Source organism: Clostridium sp. DMHC 10 (assembly GCF_001270375.1).
Taxonomy (GTDB): domain Bacteria; phylum Bacillota; class Clostridia; order Clostridiales; family Clostridiaceae; genus Clostridium_S; species Clostridium_S guangxiense.
The window spans coordinates 1,333,632-1,349,907 of record NZ_LGVB01000015.1 but is presented as its reverse complement, the minus strand read 5'-3'; the positions used below and the strand labels follow the sequence as shown (position 1 = coordinate 1,349,907).

Sequence of the window (16,276 nt, the reverse complement as noted above, 5' to 3'; positions counted from 1 at the left end):
TTCCCTTCCAAAGCAGTCTATTTATTTTCCTTCACTTTAATTTCCTGCATTTCGAATGCTTCTATAATGTCTCCTTCTTTTTCATCATTAAACTTATCAATTGTAATTCCGCATTCAAAGCCCTGTGCAACTTCCTTAGCATCATCTTTAAATCTCTTTAAAGATGCAAGTTCTCCCTCTAAAATTACAATTCCGTCTCTAATTATTCTAACTTGACTATTTCTTGTTATTTTTCCATTAGTTACATAGCACCCTGCTACAGTTCCAATACTTGAAATTTTGTATACTTGCCTTATTTCAGCTCTTCCTATAATTACTTCTTTAAATTCAGGTTCAAGCATTCCAACCATTGCTGATTTTATATCATCTATAGCATTATATATAACCCTATAAGTCTTAATATCAACATCTTCTTTTTCTGCGAGAGCTGATGCATTATTATCTGGTCTCACATTAAATCCAATAATTATTGCATTTGAAGCACTTGCTAGCGATACATCTGTTTCAGTTATAGCTCCTACTGCTCCATGTATAACTCTTACCTTAACTTCAGCCGTTGATAATTTTTCAAGAGACTGTTTAACAGCTTCAACTGAACCTTGAACATCTGCTTTTATTATAATTCCAAGTTCCTTAACTTTTCCTTCTTTAATTTGATTATACAAATCCTCCAAAGAAACTTTATGTTTAGCTGCAAGGTTTGCATTTCTAAGCTTTTCAACTCTCAAATCAGCCATATTTCTAGCTGTTTTTTCATCTTTTACTACATTAAATTTATCTCCTGCTTCTGGAACATCAGATAATCCTAATATTTCAACAGGAACTGAAGGTCCAGCTGATTTTATTTTTTTACCTTTATCATCAAACATAGCTCTTATTCTTCCGTAAGTAGAACCAACTATTATTGAATCTCCAACATGCAGTGTACCATTTTGAACAAGAAGTGACGCTACAGCTCCTCTTCCCTTATCAAGCTTTGCTTCAATTACAGTACCCTTTGCTTTACGATTTGGGTCAGCTTTAAGTTCCAATATTTCAGAAGTAAGTACAGTCATTTCAAGTAAACTATCCAAGCCTTCCTTAGTACGTGCTGAAACTGGAACGCAAACAGTATCTCCACCCCAATCTTCAGCGATAAGACCCTCTTCTGAAAGTTCCTGCTTTACCCTATCTATATTTGCACCAGGTTTATCAATTTTATTTATTGCAACAACAATAGGCACCTTAGCGGCCTTACAGTGGTTTATTGCTTCCTTCGTCTGAGGCATAATACCATCATCTGCTGCGACAACAAGAATTACAACATCAGTAATTTGAGCTCCTCTAGCTCTCATTGCAGTAAATGCTTCATGTCCTGGAGTATCTAAGAAAGTTACCTTTTCTCCATTAACATTAACTGTGTATGCACCTATATGCTGTGTTATTCCACCTGCTTCTGTTTCTGTAACACTTGATTTTCTTATTGCATCAAGAAGTGATGTCTTTCCATGATCTACATGCCCCATTACAGTTACAACAGGAGGTCTCTTTATCAAATTTTTATCAGACTCTTCTGCATCTTCAGCTTCAAACTCATCTTCAAATTCGCTTTCAAGTTCTTTCTTTTCTTGTTCATCTGATTTCATTACAACATCAAAATTAAATTTATCAGCTACTTTCTTAGCTGTTTCAATATCTACTTCCTGATTTATGGCTGCAAGTACTCCCATAAACATAAGCTGTTTAATAACTTCAGTAGTTGGTTTTTGTAACTTTTCAGCTAAATCCTTAACTGTCAATGTCTTATCAACTTCTATAACATCTCTATCATCATTATCAGCTGAAGCTACACTTTCGTTCAAATTTTGTTCCGAATCCTTGGCTTTATTTTTAATTTTTCTATTTTTTCTAACTTTTATGCTATTATCAACTATTTCCTCATATTCTTCAACTATATTTGATGGATTTTCATCATCTTTTTTGTCAACAGCTGCTTCCTTTTCATCATCTGATAACATTTCTTTAATAAGTTCTGCATCTTCTTCATCTATTGCACTCATGTGGTTTTTTACTTTTATTCCAAATTCATCTTCAAGAATGGTAATGAGTTCTTTACTTGATCTACCTATTTCCTTTGATAATTCATATATTCTAATCTTCGACAAATTATACACCCCCGTTTAATCATTTTGCTGTTTCAATATGCTTATTAATTTGCAGCTCATCTTATAGTCAGTAACACATATTACTTTAATATTTTCTCTACCAAGTATTTTTCCCAAATCTTCACTTAAAAATCCATTCTTTATAATAGGAATATCATACCGAAGTGAATAATTTTCAAACTTATTCTTTGTATTGTCAGAAGCATCATCAGAAAGTATTATTAATTTTGCCATTCCGTTTTTCGATATTTCTTCACATTTATTGTATCCTTCAGCAATCTTCCCAGATTTTTTAACTATTCCTAAAAATTGCAGAAATCTATTATTCATTAATAATCTCATCCTTTAGCTTAGCATATAATTCATCGTCAATTTTTTTTTCAAGATTTTTTTCAAGTCTTTTTTGTTTTACTGCCTTTTCCAAGCATTCTATATTTTTGCAAATATACGCACCTCTGCCTGGCTTTTTACCTGTAATATCTATAGAAACTTCTCCATCTTTATTTTTAACAATTCTTATAAGCTCTTTTTTAGGCTTCATTTCCATACATCCCGTGCACATTCTTTGAGGTATTTTTTTAACTTTCATTAATATCACCTCCGATAAAATAGAATTATGTTCTACTGCTCATCATCGCTAGTTTCAGCTTGAACTTCAACTTGAGATTTACTCTTGATATCAATTTTCCACCCAGTTAGTTTTGCAGCAAGACGTACATTTTGACCTTCTTTACCAATGGCAAGTGAAAGTTGATTGTCTTCAACTACAATTTGTGCTGATTTATTTTCTTCATTAATTTCTACATCTATTACCTTAGCTGGACTTATAGAGTTAGCAATATATTCTTCAGGAAGCTTACTCCATTTGATTATATCAATCTTTTCATTTTTAAGTTCATTAACTATATTTTGAACTCTTATACCTTTTTGACCAACGCAAGCTCCCATAGCATCTACATTCTCATCATTTGAATAAACGGCTATTTTAGTTCTTGAACCTGCTTCTCTTGCAATACCCTTTATCTCTACAATACCATTATATATTTCAGGCACTTCAAGTTCAAATAATCTTTTAACGAGTCCAGGGTGAGTTCGTGATATAACAACCTGTGCTCCTTTAGTAGTTATTTTTCACTTCAACTATATATAATTTTATTCTAGAATTATATACATAATCTTCACTAGCTATTTGCTCTGATGGTGTAAGAATAGCCTCAATTCTTCCAAGGTCTATCAAAACATTTCCCTTATCTTTTCTTAATACTGTACCAGTTACAATATCAAATTCTTTTTCTTGGAATTCATTATAAATGAGACTTCTTTCTGCTTCTTTAATTCTTTGAACCACTACCTGCTTTGCAGCTTGTGCAGCTACTCTTCCAAAACTTTTAGGTGTAATTTCAACATCAACCATGTCGTCAAGTTGGTATACAGAATTTATTTTTTTAGCATCTTCTAAGGAAATTTCAGTTATTTTATCAAAAACCTCATCTACTACCTTTTTTTGTGAGTAAACATGGATTTCTCCATTTTCTCTATCTAAAGTTACTTTAACATTATGAACATTTTCTGCTACCTTCGCATAGTTCTTTTTATACGCAGCAACTAAAGCATCTTCTATAGTTTCAAAAAGCATATCTTCACTTATTCCCTTTTCACCAACTATTTCCTTAAGCGCCTGTATAAATTCCTGATTCATTTTTAACCCTCCTTTAAAGCTCCCCTTCTAAAGTTACTCTTTTTATTTTTTTTCTAGGAATTTTTATTATTTCATTGTTGTTAGCAATGTTTACGCTCTCTTCATCAAATCCATCTAAATCACCTGAAAATTCTTTTTTACCATTAAAGGTACCCTTTACTTTTACTTTTACCATACTTCCATTATACCTTTTCAAATGCTCATCTGTAAACAAAGTCCTAAATATACCTGATGACGATACTTCTAAACAATAACTGTAAGGAATAGGATCTTTTTCATCAAGAATATCACTTACTCTTCTGCTTACTTTTTCACAGTCATCAAGTCCTATTCCATCCGGACTATCTATATATACTCTAAGATAATTTTCACCTGATTCATTAACAAACTCTAAATGGTAAAATTCATAACCTAATTTTTCAACTTCTTCTTTAATTGCTTCTTTTACTTCCTCTATCATATTTATCCCTCCTTACAACATATGTTCTGCTATTTTTAATATTTTAAACAAATATCTTCTAGTTCTCCATGAACATACATACTAAAGCAATTAGTTTATAGAAAACACCTTAACGAAAAGCGCAACCTACGTTGCGCTTACAAAATTAAAGAGCGGGTTTTGAACCCACTCTCCAAAGCAAAATCTATAAGTAAACTTTAAACTATTTCTAGTTTATCACACTCAAATAAAAATTTCAATAAAAAGTTAAAAACTTATGAAATAGGAAGCTACATATTATTAATCTCATTTATAAGCTCATCTACCAAATATTCTTCCTTTACTTTCTTGACTATCTTTCCTTTTTTAAATATAAGCCCTTCTCCTTTTCCTCCAGCTATCCCAATATCAGCTTCTCTAGCTTCACCAGGCCCATTTACGACACATCCCATTACTGCAACCTTTATATGTTTATTGCAGTTTTCAAGTTTCTTTTCAACTTCATTTGCAATCTTTATTAAATCAATAGATGTTCTTCCACAAGTAGGGCATGAAACAAATTCTATTCCACTTTTAATATAGCCAAAAGTTTTTAATATTTCTCTTCCAACCTTTACTTCTTCAACAGGATCTCCCGTCAATGATACTCTTATTGTATCTCCAATTCCTTCACTCAAAAGAGCTCCTATACCAATTGAAGACTTTATAGTTCCTCTCCATATAGTTCCTGCCTCTGTAACTCCAAGATGCAGAGGATAATTAACTTTTTTGTGAAATGAGCCTATAACTTTCTATCATCATTTGTACATTAGATGACTTAATGGATATTACAATATCATCAAAATTTACATTTTCAAGTATTCTTACATGTTTTAGTGCACTTTCAACCAAGCCTTCAGCTGAAACACCATTGTACTTAGCCAAAATTTCCTTTTCTAGCGAACCAGAATTAACACCAATGCGTATGGGAATATTTTTTTCTTTAGCACTAGATGCCACCATCTCTACTCTTTCCTTTGAACCTATGTTACCAGGATTAATTCTAAGAGCAGAAATCCCGTTTTCTATAGCTTCAAGTGCTAATCTGTAATCAAAATGTATGTCAGCAACTACAGGCATCTTGGTATTTTGGGTGATTTCCTTTAAAGCCTTAGCAGCTTCCATGTCTGGCACAGCACACCTTATTATGTCGCACTCTTCTGCTTCAAGTCTCTTTATTTGTTCTAAAGTTGCTATAGGATCTCTAGTATCTGTATTAGTCATAGATTGAACAGAAACCGGTGAATCCCCTCCAACAAATTTACTTCCTACCTTTATCTTTTTTGTTTTTACTCTTATCATAATGTTACCCCTCTACAAAACTCAAATTTTAAGCGGATATAAAATATCTTTTATTGTAACTATGACCATAAGCGCCATAAGAAGCGCAAAACCTATTGTATTTATTACTCCAACCTTATTATCATCTATTTTTTTACCTGTTATTATTTGAATTAAAAATAATATTACATAGCTTCCATCTAAAGCTGGAATAGGCAATAAATTAAATAATCCTACGTTTGCACTTAAAAATGCCATGAAACTTATAAGTGGTACTAGCCCTGCATTGGCTGCTGCTCCAGTTACTCTTATTATACTAACAGGTCCTGAAACATCCTGGGCAGATAATTTACCTGTAAATAGCATTTTAAGGCTAATAAAAACTTCCTTTACCATAAATATAGTTTCATTAAAACCGTATTTAATACCTTCAATCACAGATGGATTTTTTACATTCGTAGGACCTACTCCTATCATATATCGATTTTCTTTAGTATTTTTCATCGGTTTAATATTAAAATTTTTTATTTCTCCATTTCTTTTAACTGTAACGTTTATATTATTACTCTTATTTAAATACATTTTAAGAGAAAAATCATCCCAAGTTAGCATTTTTGAATTATTAGCTTTAATTATAGTATCTCCAACTTTAATTCCTGCAAGTTCTGCTGGCGATTTTGGCGAAACAGCGCTAATTCTTAAAGAAACGAATCCAGTTGCTTGTGCAATAAGTGCATATAAAACCGCTGCAAGTATAATGTTCATGATTGGTCCTGCTGATACAATACTTAATCTTCTAAGTGGCGATTTGTTATTATACGCACGTGGATCATCACTTTTCTCCTCTTCACCAAGCATTTTAACATATCCACCTATTGGAAGTATTCTAAGTGAATATTGAGTCTCTTTTCCTTTAAAACCTAATATTTTAGGTCCCATGCCTATTGAAAACTCTTCTACATTTACATCATTTAATTTAGCAAGTACAAAATGTCCTAATTCATGTATTAATACTATTACTCCTAAAACCAAAATAGCTATTATTATATTAATAAGGCTCAAATCCACCACTCCTACTTGTTATATTTATTTTTTAAATATTTAATTACTTTTTCACTTTCTTCTATTATAGTATTTACATCCCTAACACTTTTATTTTCAAAATTATTTAAGGCATCATATATAATCTCATGTATCTTATTAAAGCTAATCTTTTCTTTTAAGAATAAATCCACTGCATATTCATTTGCTGCATTTAAAACTGCTGGCATTATTCCTCCTGCTTCTCCTGCTTCATATGCAAATTTCAAACACTTAAATGTATCTAAATCTGGTTTTTCAAACTGAAGATTGGGTATAGAAAAAAATCAAGTGGCTCAATGACAGCTTCACATCTTTCAGGATAGTTGAGAGCATATTGTATTGGAAGTTTCATATCCGGAACTGCCATTTGCGCAATAATACTTCCATCTTTATATTCAACCATTGAATGTATAATACTTTGAGGGTGAACTATTGCTTTAATATTTTTAAAAGGCATATTAAAAAGCCAGTGAGCTTCTATAACCTCAAGTCCTTTATTCATAAGTGTTGCAGAATCAATTGTAATTTTGCTACCCATACTCCAATTTGGATGATTTAATGCTTCTTTAACTGTAACATCTTTCAGCTCCTCTTCAGTCTTTCCCCTAAATGGTCCTCCTGAAGCTGTAAGAAGTATATTCTTTACATTTTTAGATTCATTTCCTTGAAGACACTGAAAAACAGCTCCATGTTCTGAATCTACTGGAAGTATTTTTACACCATGCTTTTTTGCCTCTTCTTTTACTATTTCCCCTCCAACTACAAGTGTCTCCTTATTAGCAAGTGCTATATCCTTTCCTGCTCTTATTGCATTTATAGTTGGCATAAGCCCAATCATGCCAACTATAGATGTAACAACTATATCAGCATTTTCATTCGAAGCAGCCTCATTTAAAGCCTTCATACCAAATTTTATTTCTGTTTTTATGTTTTTATCCTTAAAATACTCATATAGTTTTTTATATGCTGTCTCATCTGTGAGTACTGCAATTTCAGGTCTGAATTCATCTATTATATGTATCATCTTTTCGTAACTTTTATTAGCTGTAACTGCAATTAATTTATATTTATGTATATCACTTTTTATTACATCAAGCGTCTGAGTTCCTATAGAACCAGTTACCCCTATTATAGATATATTTTTCATTATATCAACTCCTATTATAACCTTAAACTGAGAATATTATTTCCTTTGCACTTATTACATACAATGGTCCCATAAATATTCCTATCACTCCAAACAGTTTCATTCCTATGTACAAAGAAATTAATATTAAAAGCGGATGCACTTTAAGCCTGCTGCTCATAAATTTTGTTTCTAAAATTTGCCTGTTTACTTGAAGTAAAATATATAGAGCAAGTATTCCAAAAGCTATTATGTAATTCTTCAAGTAAATTTTATATAAAACTAGAGGTAAAAAAACCAGTATAGTTCCCACATATGGTAATATATCTAAAACTCCACACAAAAGTCCAAATATAACAGCGTTATCAACTCCTAATATTAAAAGACCAATAACAGTCTCAACTGTAGTTATTATTACCAAAGAAATCTCTACCGCAATTATTTTCTTTAATTCACCAATTTTTTTATATATCAGTTGTATGTTACTATCTGGCAGTACAATTTTAGATAAGCTAACTATATCATATTTATCTGTCAAAATAAAGTAAACCCCAATATTGCCAACAAAATATGCTAAGATACTATCTGTAGTATATATAGCACCTCTTCTTATAAAATCGCTATTAAAAAAACTAGTAATCTGAATTTTTATTTTTTCAAAAATAGCTGCTATATCAGCATCCTTGATAAAGTACATTTTATTAAAATCCACACTACTAAAATTATTTATAGCATTGATACCAATTTCTTTTATTATAAAATTTCCTATATATATAAAAAACATAAAAATCATAGTATTAACAAAAGCTATGCTTATAACCGCATTTATTTTATTATTAAAAATATTAATTTTACACAAGAAATTATATATTGGTGTACAGAGTATAATTAAAAAAAACATTACAAAAAAAGGTTTAAAATAATGTTTTATTATAAGCGTTAATACTATAAAAACTGCAAGCAAAAAAGCACATTGGATTAATTTTTTATATTTTTCCAAAATAACTACTCCTTGAACATTAAATAATATCTATTAATTAATATTCAATAAGTTTACTATATATTATTTTATTTTAAGCACTCCTAAAGCAATGCCAATAATTCTTGCACCCTCTTCTTCATTTATGACTATTGGCTTATATTTATCATTTTCAGGCATCAAAAGTACCTTATTCTTGGTTATATTAAGCCTTTTTAATGTAGCACTTCCATCTATATCTACTGCAACTATATCCTTATTTTGAGCCATAGATTCTTTTTTTATTACTACATAATCTCCATCACAAATATCTACATTAATCATACTATCACCTTTAATCTTTAGCATAAAGCAATCCTTCGTACCTTTAATCCAGTACTTTGGCATATAAAAATCATCTGTTATTTCAGGATTTATCATTATAGGCTCTCCAGCTGCTATATCATTAAACACAGGTATCTTGTTCATATCTTCTTTACTATATTTTATATTATCATCCAATATTATTTCTGATTTATTATCAATATCCCTTACAAAATCAAAACTTGTATTATGTTTTAAATCATTATATCTAAAATTCTCCATAGATTGGATAATTACATTTTTATTTATTTTACTATTAGTCTTTTTAACATTATAAACATTTTTAAGAATAAAGCTTTTTATTTTATCACCATTAGAAATTGTACTTAACTTTCTATTTTTAATAAACCAAGCATTTGCATTTGAAATATTTTCTTTGTTGAATGTAAAAAATACTGTCGAATATTTCTTTTCATTGCTTAAAGTTTGTATTAATCTTATTTCGGCTCTTGTATAATTTTCAATATCTTCAGCAATTATGTGGGTGAACTTTAATCTGCTATTGTTTTTTAAACACTTTATTGCATTTAGTATTCTATCCTCTTCATCAATAACTTTATTTTTTCTTAAAATTGCATTGTACTTAAGCATCAGCTTAAATATCGCTTTTCTACCCAAAGAATTTTTATTAAGTCTTTTAGCACTGCTATTTCTTTTAATTCTATTTGCATTTTGATATTCTTCCATATTATATTTACAACTTTTAATCCATCCTATTTCATCTGCTAAAAATTTCAACTTATCGTCTTCATATGATTTTATTTGTGGATATCTGTTCTTTATTCTCTCAAGAGCTTCTTTTATATATAAAAATTTTATTTTTCAATGTCACAGCATTAAACTTATTATACTTATTTAATATGCTTTCTAAGCTCATAATGTCAACAACATTAACTTTAGGCTCAAGAAGTGTCATATATCTTCCTTCAGCTTCCATAGACATACTTGCAAATAAGCTTTTTAGTTTATTTGATTTTTCATTGTTAGAACATATTATTAATATTCTATCATTATCATATAAACAATAATTATTTTTAAGAAAAATCGCTCTATTTATAGCAGAAATTGTCTTTCCACTATTGCTTTTACCTTTAACAAATATATAGGATGACGTCTTACTTGTAGTAATTTTATTTTGTACGCTATCCAGCTGCATATTATCACTTCCTTCCAAACAAATTAATATAAGATATATTATACACTAAAATTAAAAAAGGTTTGTCCTTTTTATAAAGACAAACCTTTTTAATTTTATAAAAATACTTAATTTATATCTACTAAAATACAATAAAAGTCAAATAATAATATACTACAACGGCTGAAAAAAGTATGCTATCAAATCTATCTAATATACCTCCATGACCTGGTATAAGATTACTATAATCCTTAACACCCACATATCTCTTTATTGAAGAAGCTGCCAAATCCCCACATTGAGAAAAAAAACCGCATAGTACACCAATGGCAACATAATTATAAATTGGAATTTTAATACCATAATTATATATTATATATCCATATATTGTGCAAGCAATTACGCTTCCGAGTAATCCACCTAAAGATCCTTCAACAGTTTTTTTAGGGCTAACTTTAGGACAAAGTTTAGTTTTTCCAAAGAGTCTTCCAGAATAATATGCAAAAGTATCACACATCCATGAAGCTATAAATATAAGCCATACTAAATATTTTCCATAGGTTAAATTGCTAGTCAAAAAGATAAAACTAAAAAATACGGGTACATATATAAAACCGAGTATAGTTACTCCAATATCTAAATAATTATATTTTGTATTAAATATTGGAATACAAAACATTAAAAATACTCCAATCACTATAAAAAACATTAATAGCTTATAATTGTTATTTTCAAGAAAAATATAATATAATACACAAAGAGCGTATCCTAACACAGACATAGGATTAATTTGTTTTTCTTTTGAAACTTTATAATATTCATATAAACCCAAAATGGATAGTACGAAGACCAATAATCTTAAATATATTCCACCTAAAATAAAAATATAAGTAAAGGTGCTAAAAATATTGCTCCTATATATCTTTTATTTATCTTCTCCATTATTTACTCCTCCAAACCTTCTATCTCTATTTTGATAGTCTCTTATAGCTTTATGAAGGTCATTTATAGAAAAATCAGGCCAATTTATATTTGAATACCAAAATTCTGAATATGCACACTGCCATAAAAGAAAATTACTTAAACGTTGTTCGCCACTTGGTCTTATTATAACGTCAGGATCTGGTATTCCTTTAGTATATAGATAATCTGAAAATCTACTATCATTTAGATTTTCTATATCTTCATCGGATATTAATCCTTTTTTATAGTCATCAAGTATATTCTTTACTGCTCTTAAAATTTCATACCTTCCACCATAATTTAATGCTAAATTTAAAACAAGACCAGTATTATCTTTTGTATCCTCAATAGATTTATTCAAAATGTCTATACAAGGTTCAGGAAGCTTGTATATGTTACCTATAGTATGTATAATAACATTATTCTCGTTAAGTTCATTAAGCTCATTTCTAAGATATTCAACAAGTAATTTCATAAGCCCACTTACTTCATCTTTAGGACGCTTCCAATTTTTCTGTTGAAAACGCATATACAGTAAGATATTTAACACCAATATCGCTGCATTCTCTTACTATTTTTTTTAAAGTTTCCACTCCCGCTTTATGTCCTAGCGTTCTTGGTAAGCTTCTCTGTTTTGCCCATCTCCCATTTCCATCCATAATTACAGCTATATGTACAGGGATATTATTCATATCAATTTCAATATTTACACTATTATCAACATTTTTTTTATTACTTCCATTTAGGAACTTCCACATAACCTTATCTCCAATCAAAGCATAATTTTATTTCAAATAAATTATACAACACACTTTAATAAAATAATATAGGAAAAATATCAAAAAACCTGCGAATAATACACGCAGGCCATTTAAAACTTTGTTCTTCCATAAACAAAAGTTAAATTATAAGATTAAACAGTCATAACTTCCTTTTCTTTAGCTTCCACAAGATTATCTATTTCTTTTATAAATGAGTCAGTTTTCTTTTGAATATCATCCTCAGCTTTTTTAACTTCATCCTCAGTAATAGAATTATCTTTTTTTAGAGCTTTAACCTTATCATTTGCATCTCTTCTTATAGCTCTTATTGCAACCTTGCTTTCTTCCCCTACTTTTTTAACGTTCTTCACAATATTTTTTCTTGTTTCTTCAGTTAATTCAGGAATTACAAGTCTTATAGCATTTCCATCATTTGATGGATTCAATCCCAAATCAGACACAGATATAGCCTTTTCTATGCTTTTTATAGAAGATTTATCCCATGGCTGAATTAATAATATTCTTGGTTCTGGTGCAGAAACATTTGCCATTTGATTAAGTGGAGTCATTGTGCCATAATAATCAACTTCCACTCTGTCAAGTATAGACGGATTAGCTCTTCCTGCTTTCATAGTTGATAGATCTTGTTTTAAAACAGAAATACTCTTTTTCATTTTTTCTTCTGCTTCTTTAATTATATCTTTTACCATAGATTTACCTCCCTAATATTACTTGGATATTAAAGTTCCGATTTTTTGACCAGATACAGCCTTTTTAATATTTCCAGGAATATCTAAACCAAACACAATTATAGGTATATTATTATCCATACAAAGTGATGTAGCAGTAGAATCCATAACTTGTAGATTTTTATCCAATACTTCTATATAACTTAATTTATCATATTTAACAGCATCTGCATATTTATGAGGATCCTTATTATAAACTCCGTCTACCTTTTTAGCTAAAAGTATTACATCTGCCTCAATCTCTGCTGCTCTTAAAGCTGCTGCTGTATCAGTTGAAAAATATGGATTTCCTGTGCCAGCAGCAAAAATAACTACTCTTCCTTTTTCAAGATGTCTCATAGCTCTTCTTCTTATGAATGGTTCGGCTATTTGCTTCATTTCTATAGCTGTTTGAACTCTAGTAAGTACTCCTATATTCTCAAGCGAATCTTGAAGTGCTAATGAATTTATACAAGTTGCAAGCATTCCCATATAATCTGCAGTTGTTCTATCCATTCCTTCTCCATTTCTTCCACGCCATATATTACCGGCTCCAACAACTACACCAACTTCTAATCCTAAGTTAACTATTTCTTTTATTTCCTGTGATATTCTATTAGCTACATCAAAATCTATTCCGTATCCATTCTCTCCTGCTAAAGCTTCTCCTGATAACTTTAGCATTATCCTTTTATATTTTACAGCATCCATACTATACCTCCATAACATGCCAATATATTTATTGTTTTGATTGGCTTTTAAAAAAAGAGAACACTCTGTGTTCTCTCTTTTATTTTACTTACCTTGCTGCATCTGTCTTTGAACTTCTTCAGCAAAATTTTCTTCCTTCTTTTCTATACCTTCGCCTCTTTCAAATCTAACAAAATCAGCTATAGTAATTTTAGCACCTAATTCTTTTGATATTTTATCTACAAGCTTAGATATAGTAAGTTCCGAATCTTTAACCCATACTTGATCAACGAGGCAAACTTCTTTTAAATATTTCTTTATTCTACCTTCAACCATCTTTTCAACTATCTTTTCAGGTTTTCCTTCATTTAAAGCTTGAACCCTGTAAATTTCTCTTTCTTTATCTAACGCTTCATGATCAACTGAAGTTTCATCTAAGAAAAGTGGATTTGCAGCAGCTATCTGCATACAAATATCTTTAGCTAAAGTTGCTACTTCTGGAACAACTTTATCAGAATTTAATTTTAAAAGAACACCTATTTTTCCTCCTGCATGAACATAGCTCTCAACTAATCCATTTTCACCAGAAAATTTAGTGAATCTTCTAACATTAATATTCTCTCCTAATTTTGAAATCAAATTAGTGACAAAATCTTTCAATGTTATACTTTCATCTTCAATATATTTTTGTTCTAAAAGCTCATTTACATCTTTAGCATTACCTAATGCTGCCATTTTAGCAACATTTTTAGCTAATGCCTTAAAGCTTTCATTTTCTGAAACGAAGTCAGTTTCACAATTAACTTCGGCTACTGCTCCATTTTTGCTATTTTCATCAACATATGCTAAAACTAAACCTTCGGAAGCAATTCTACCAGCTTTTTTAGCTGCAGCTGCTAATCCTTTTTCTCTTAATATTTCAATAGCTTTTTCAGCATCACCATTTGCTTCAGTTAATGCTTTTTTACAAGCCATCATTGCGGCTCCAGTTCTTTCTCTAAGTTCTTTAACTGCACTTGCAGAAATCATATACTATTACCTCCGTTAATGTTTTATAAAATAAACTATACATTTATAAAGTTCTATTCTGCTAATTGTTCTCCCTGTCTACCTTCAATTACTGCATCAGCCATTTTAGCTGTTATCAATTTTACGGCTCTTATAGCATCATCATTACCAGGTATTACATAATCCACTTCATCTGGATCACAATTTGTATCTACAATAGCAACAACAGGAATTCCTAAAATTTTAGCTTCAGAAATAGCATTTTTTTCTTTTCTAGGATCTACTACAAATAATGCTCCTATGTTTTCTTGTTGCATATTTGTTATACCACCTAAATTTTTAACAAGTTTTTCTTCTTCACCTTTTAAAAGTGTAACCTCTTTTTAGGTAAAACTTCAAATGTTCCGTCTTCTTCCATTTTCTTTAAATCTTCTAATCTTTTAATTCTAGTTTTTATAGTATTAAAGTTAGTTAACATTCCACCTAACCATCTATTATTAACAAAATGCATTCCACTTCTTACAGCTTCTTCTGAAATAGCTTCTTGAGCTTGTTTCTTTGTACCTACGAAAAGTACATCTTTTCCTTCCTCAGAAACACTTTTAATGAAATTATAAGCTTCATCAATTTTCTTTACAGTTTTCTGTAAATCAATTATGTATATTCCATTTCTTTCTGTAAAAATGTATGGAGCCATTTTTGGGTTCCATCTTCTAGTTTGGTGACCAAAATGTACACCTGCTTCTAATAATTGTTTCATTGAAATAACTGACATAAAATTTTTCCTCCTTAAAATTGGTTATTACCTCCACTATCTTTTAATGTAAATCACCTTATTAAAATAAATTTTAAAAGGCACCGATTTACAAATTGGATAATGTGTGTATTTTTACTCTAAGTAGTATATCATATAGCATTTGCTTAATCAATACATTTTATTTTATTTTTTTTAATTCATCCATGAGTTTATCATTTAATATTTTTATATGGGTCCCCTTCATTCCAAGTGATCTAGATTCAATAACTCCTGCACTCTCAAATTTTCTAAGAGCATTTACAATAACTGAACGTGTTATGCCTACTTTATCTGCTATTTTAGAAGCAACAAGTAATCCCTCATCTCCATCTAATTCGTTGAATATGTGTTCTACAGCTTCTAATTCAGAATACGACAGTGTTCCTATTGCCAATTGAACAACGGCTTTTTTTTCTTGCTTCTAATTCAATTTCATCATTTTTAGATCTTAAAATTTCAAGTCCAACAATAGTAGCGCTATATTCTGATAAAACTAAATCATCATCATTAAATTGTTTATCAAACCTTGCAAGCAAAAGTGTTCCTAATCTTTCTCTGTTTCCAATTATAGGAACTATAGTTGAAATTTTATCATTAAGTCCACATTTAGCCCCATCTTCAAAAAAGCATGTTCCATTACTATGTATATTAGCACTAGTTTCATAAGAGTTTAGTAATTTATTATTGTATAACTCAGGGAATTTCATTTCACTTATAAAATAATTTTTTACAATTTCACATTCAAATCCGCTGGAAAAATTGTATCCTAGTATTTTTCCCTTTCTGCTTATAACATATACATTACATTCAAGCACATTACTTAAAAGTTTACATATATCATTAAAAACCACAGGTTCTGCACCAGTTTTTTGAAGTATCTTATTTAGCATTCGTGTTTTATTCAATAGTGTAGGCATTAGTATTCCTCCGTTTATTTATACATTATTTTAAAGTTTGCTATCAATTTAAAATATTATAACTTTTCTTAACATTTCGAATTGAATGTAAAACCATTAAAATAATATCACAATAAATTTTAAAA

General features: G+C 29.9%; 11 protein-coding genes and 7 pseudogenes. All 18 read right to left on the bottom strand.

Going from position 1 to position 16,276, the window contains the following annotated elements; all coding sequences use genetic code 11:
* Positions 1-17 precede the first annotated feature (17 nt).
* Positions 18-2,144, bottom strand: a complete 2,127-nt coding sequence (gene infB, locus AGR56_RS08470; protein ID WP_053241893.1) for a translation initiation factor IF-2 — start codon at positions 2,142-2,144, stop codon at positions 18-20.
* A gap of 15 nt (positions 2,145-2,159) precedes the next feature.
* Positions 2,160-2,474, bottom strand: a complete 315-nt coding sequence (locus AGR56_RS08465; RefSeq protein ID WP_053241892.1) for a ribosomal L7Ae/L30e/S12e/Gadd45 family protein — start codon at positions 2,472-2,474, stop codon at positions 2,160-2,162.
* On the bottom strand, positions 2,467-2,733 hold the full coding sequence (locus tag AGR56_RS08460; protein ID WP_053241891.1) for a YlxR family protein: 267 nt from the start codon (positions 2,731-2,733) through the stop codon (positions 2,467-2,469). The genes AGR56_RS08465 and AGR56_RS08460 overlap by 8 nt, the downstream gene beginning before the upstream one ends.
* Before the next feature lie 32 nt (positions 2,734-2,765).
* Positions 2,766-3,843: pseudogene (gene nusA, locus AGR56_RS08455) on the bottom strand (transcription termination factor NusA).
* 13 nt (positions 3,844-3,856) lie between these two features.
* Complete coding sequence (gene rimP / locus AGR56_RS08450) at positions 3,857-4,303, bottom strand: ribosome maturation factor RimP (protein ID WP_053241890.1); 447 nt, start codon at positions 4,301-4,303, stop codon at positions 3,857-3,859.
* Between the two features lie 269 nt (positions 4,304-4,572).
* Positions 4,573-5,623, bottom strand: a pseudogene (gene ispG, locus AGR56_RS08445) (flavodoxin-dependent (E)-4-hydroxy-3-methylbut-2-enyl-diphosphate synthase).
* A gap of 21 nt (positions 5,624-5,644) precedes the next feature.
* Positions 5,645-6,664: an RIP metalloprotease RseP gene (gene rseP, locus AGR56_RS08440; RefSeq protein ID WP_084756919.1), complete on the bottom strand. Its 1,020-nt coding sequence runs from the start codon at positions 6,662-6,664 to the stop codon at positions 5,645-5,647.
* An 11-nt stretch (positions 6,665-6,675) separates the two neighbouring features.
* Positions 6,676-7,832, bottom strand: a pseudogene (dxr, locus tag AGR56_RS08435) (1-deoxy-D-xylulose-5-phosphate reductoisomerase).
* 22 nt (positions 7,833-7,854) lie between these two features.
* Complete coding sequence (locus tag AGR56_RS08430) at positions 7,855-8,811, bottom strand: AI-2E family transporter (protein WP_053241889.1); 957 nt, start codon at positions 8,809-8,811, stop codon at positions 7,855-7,857.
* A 63-nt stretch (positions 8,812-8,874) separates the two neighbouring features.
* On the bottom strand, positions 8,875-9,891 hold the full coding sequence (gene lexA, locus AGR56_RS08425; RefSeq protein ID WP_053241888.1) for a transcriptional repressor LexA: 1,017 nt from the start codon (positions 9,889-9,891) through the stop codon (positions 8,875-8,877).
* A gap of 49 nt (positions 9,892-9,940) precedes the next feature.
* Positions 9,941-10,309 carry a hypothetical protein gene (locus AGR56_RS08420; protein ID WP_053241887.1) on the bottom strand — a complete coding sequence of 123 codons (369 nt, stop codon included), beginning with the start codon at positions 10,307-10,309 and terminating at the stop codon, positions 9,941-9,943.
* A 121-nt stretch (positions 10,310-10,430) separates the two neighbouring features.
* A pseudogene (locus AGR56_RS08415) lies at positions 10,431-11,221 on the bottom strand (phosphatidate cytidylyltransferase).
* Positions 11,214-12,009: pseudogene (locus AGR56_RS08410) on the bottom strand (isoprenyl transferase). The pseudogenes AGR56_RS08415 and AGR56_RS08410 overlap by 8 nt, the downstream one beginning before the upstream one ends.
* Positions 12,010-12,164: 155 nt before the next feature.
* Positions 12,165-12,722, bottom strand: coding sequence for a ribosome recycling factor (gene frr / locus AGR56_RS08405; RefSeq protein WP_053241886.1), 558 nt, complete (start codon positions 12,720-12,722; stop codon positions 12,165-12,167).
* A gap of 18 nt (positions 12,723-12,740) precedes the next feature.
* The gene (gene pyrH, locus AGR56_RS08400) at positions 12,741-13,451 is read right to left on the bottom strand and encodes a UMP kinase (protein WP_053241885.1); all 711 of its coding nucleotides are present in this window, start codon (positions 13,449-13,451) and stop codon (positions 12,741-12,743) included.
* An 84-nt stretch (positions 13,452-13,535) separates the two neighbouring features.
* Positions 13,536-14,459, bottom strand: a complete 924-nt coding sequence (tsf, locus tag AGR56_RS08395) for a translation elongation factor Ts (RefSeq protein ID WP_053241884.1) — start codon at positions 14,457-14,459, stop codon at positions 13,536-13,538.
* Positions 14,460-14,512: 53 nt separating this feature from the next.
* Positions 14,513-15,213, bottom strand: a pseudogene (gene rpsB, locus AGR56_RS08390) (30S ribosomal protein S2).
* A gap of 160 nt (positions 15,214-15,373) precedes the next feature.
* Positions 15,374-16,151 (bottom strand): annotated as a pseudogene (gene codY / locus AGR56_RS08385) (GTP-sensing pleiotropic transcriptional regulator CodY).
* Positions 16,152-16,276 lie beyond the last annotated feature (125 nt).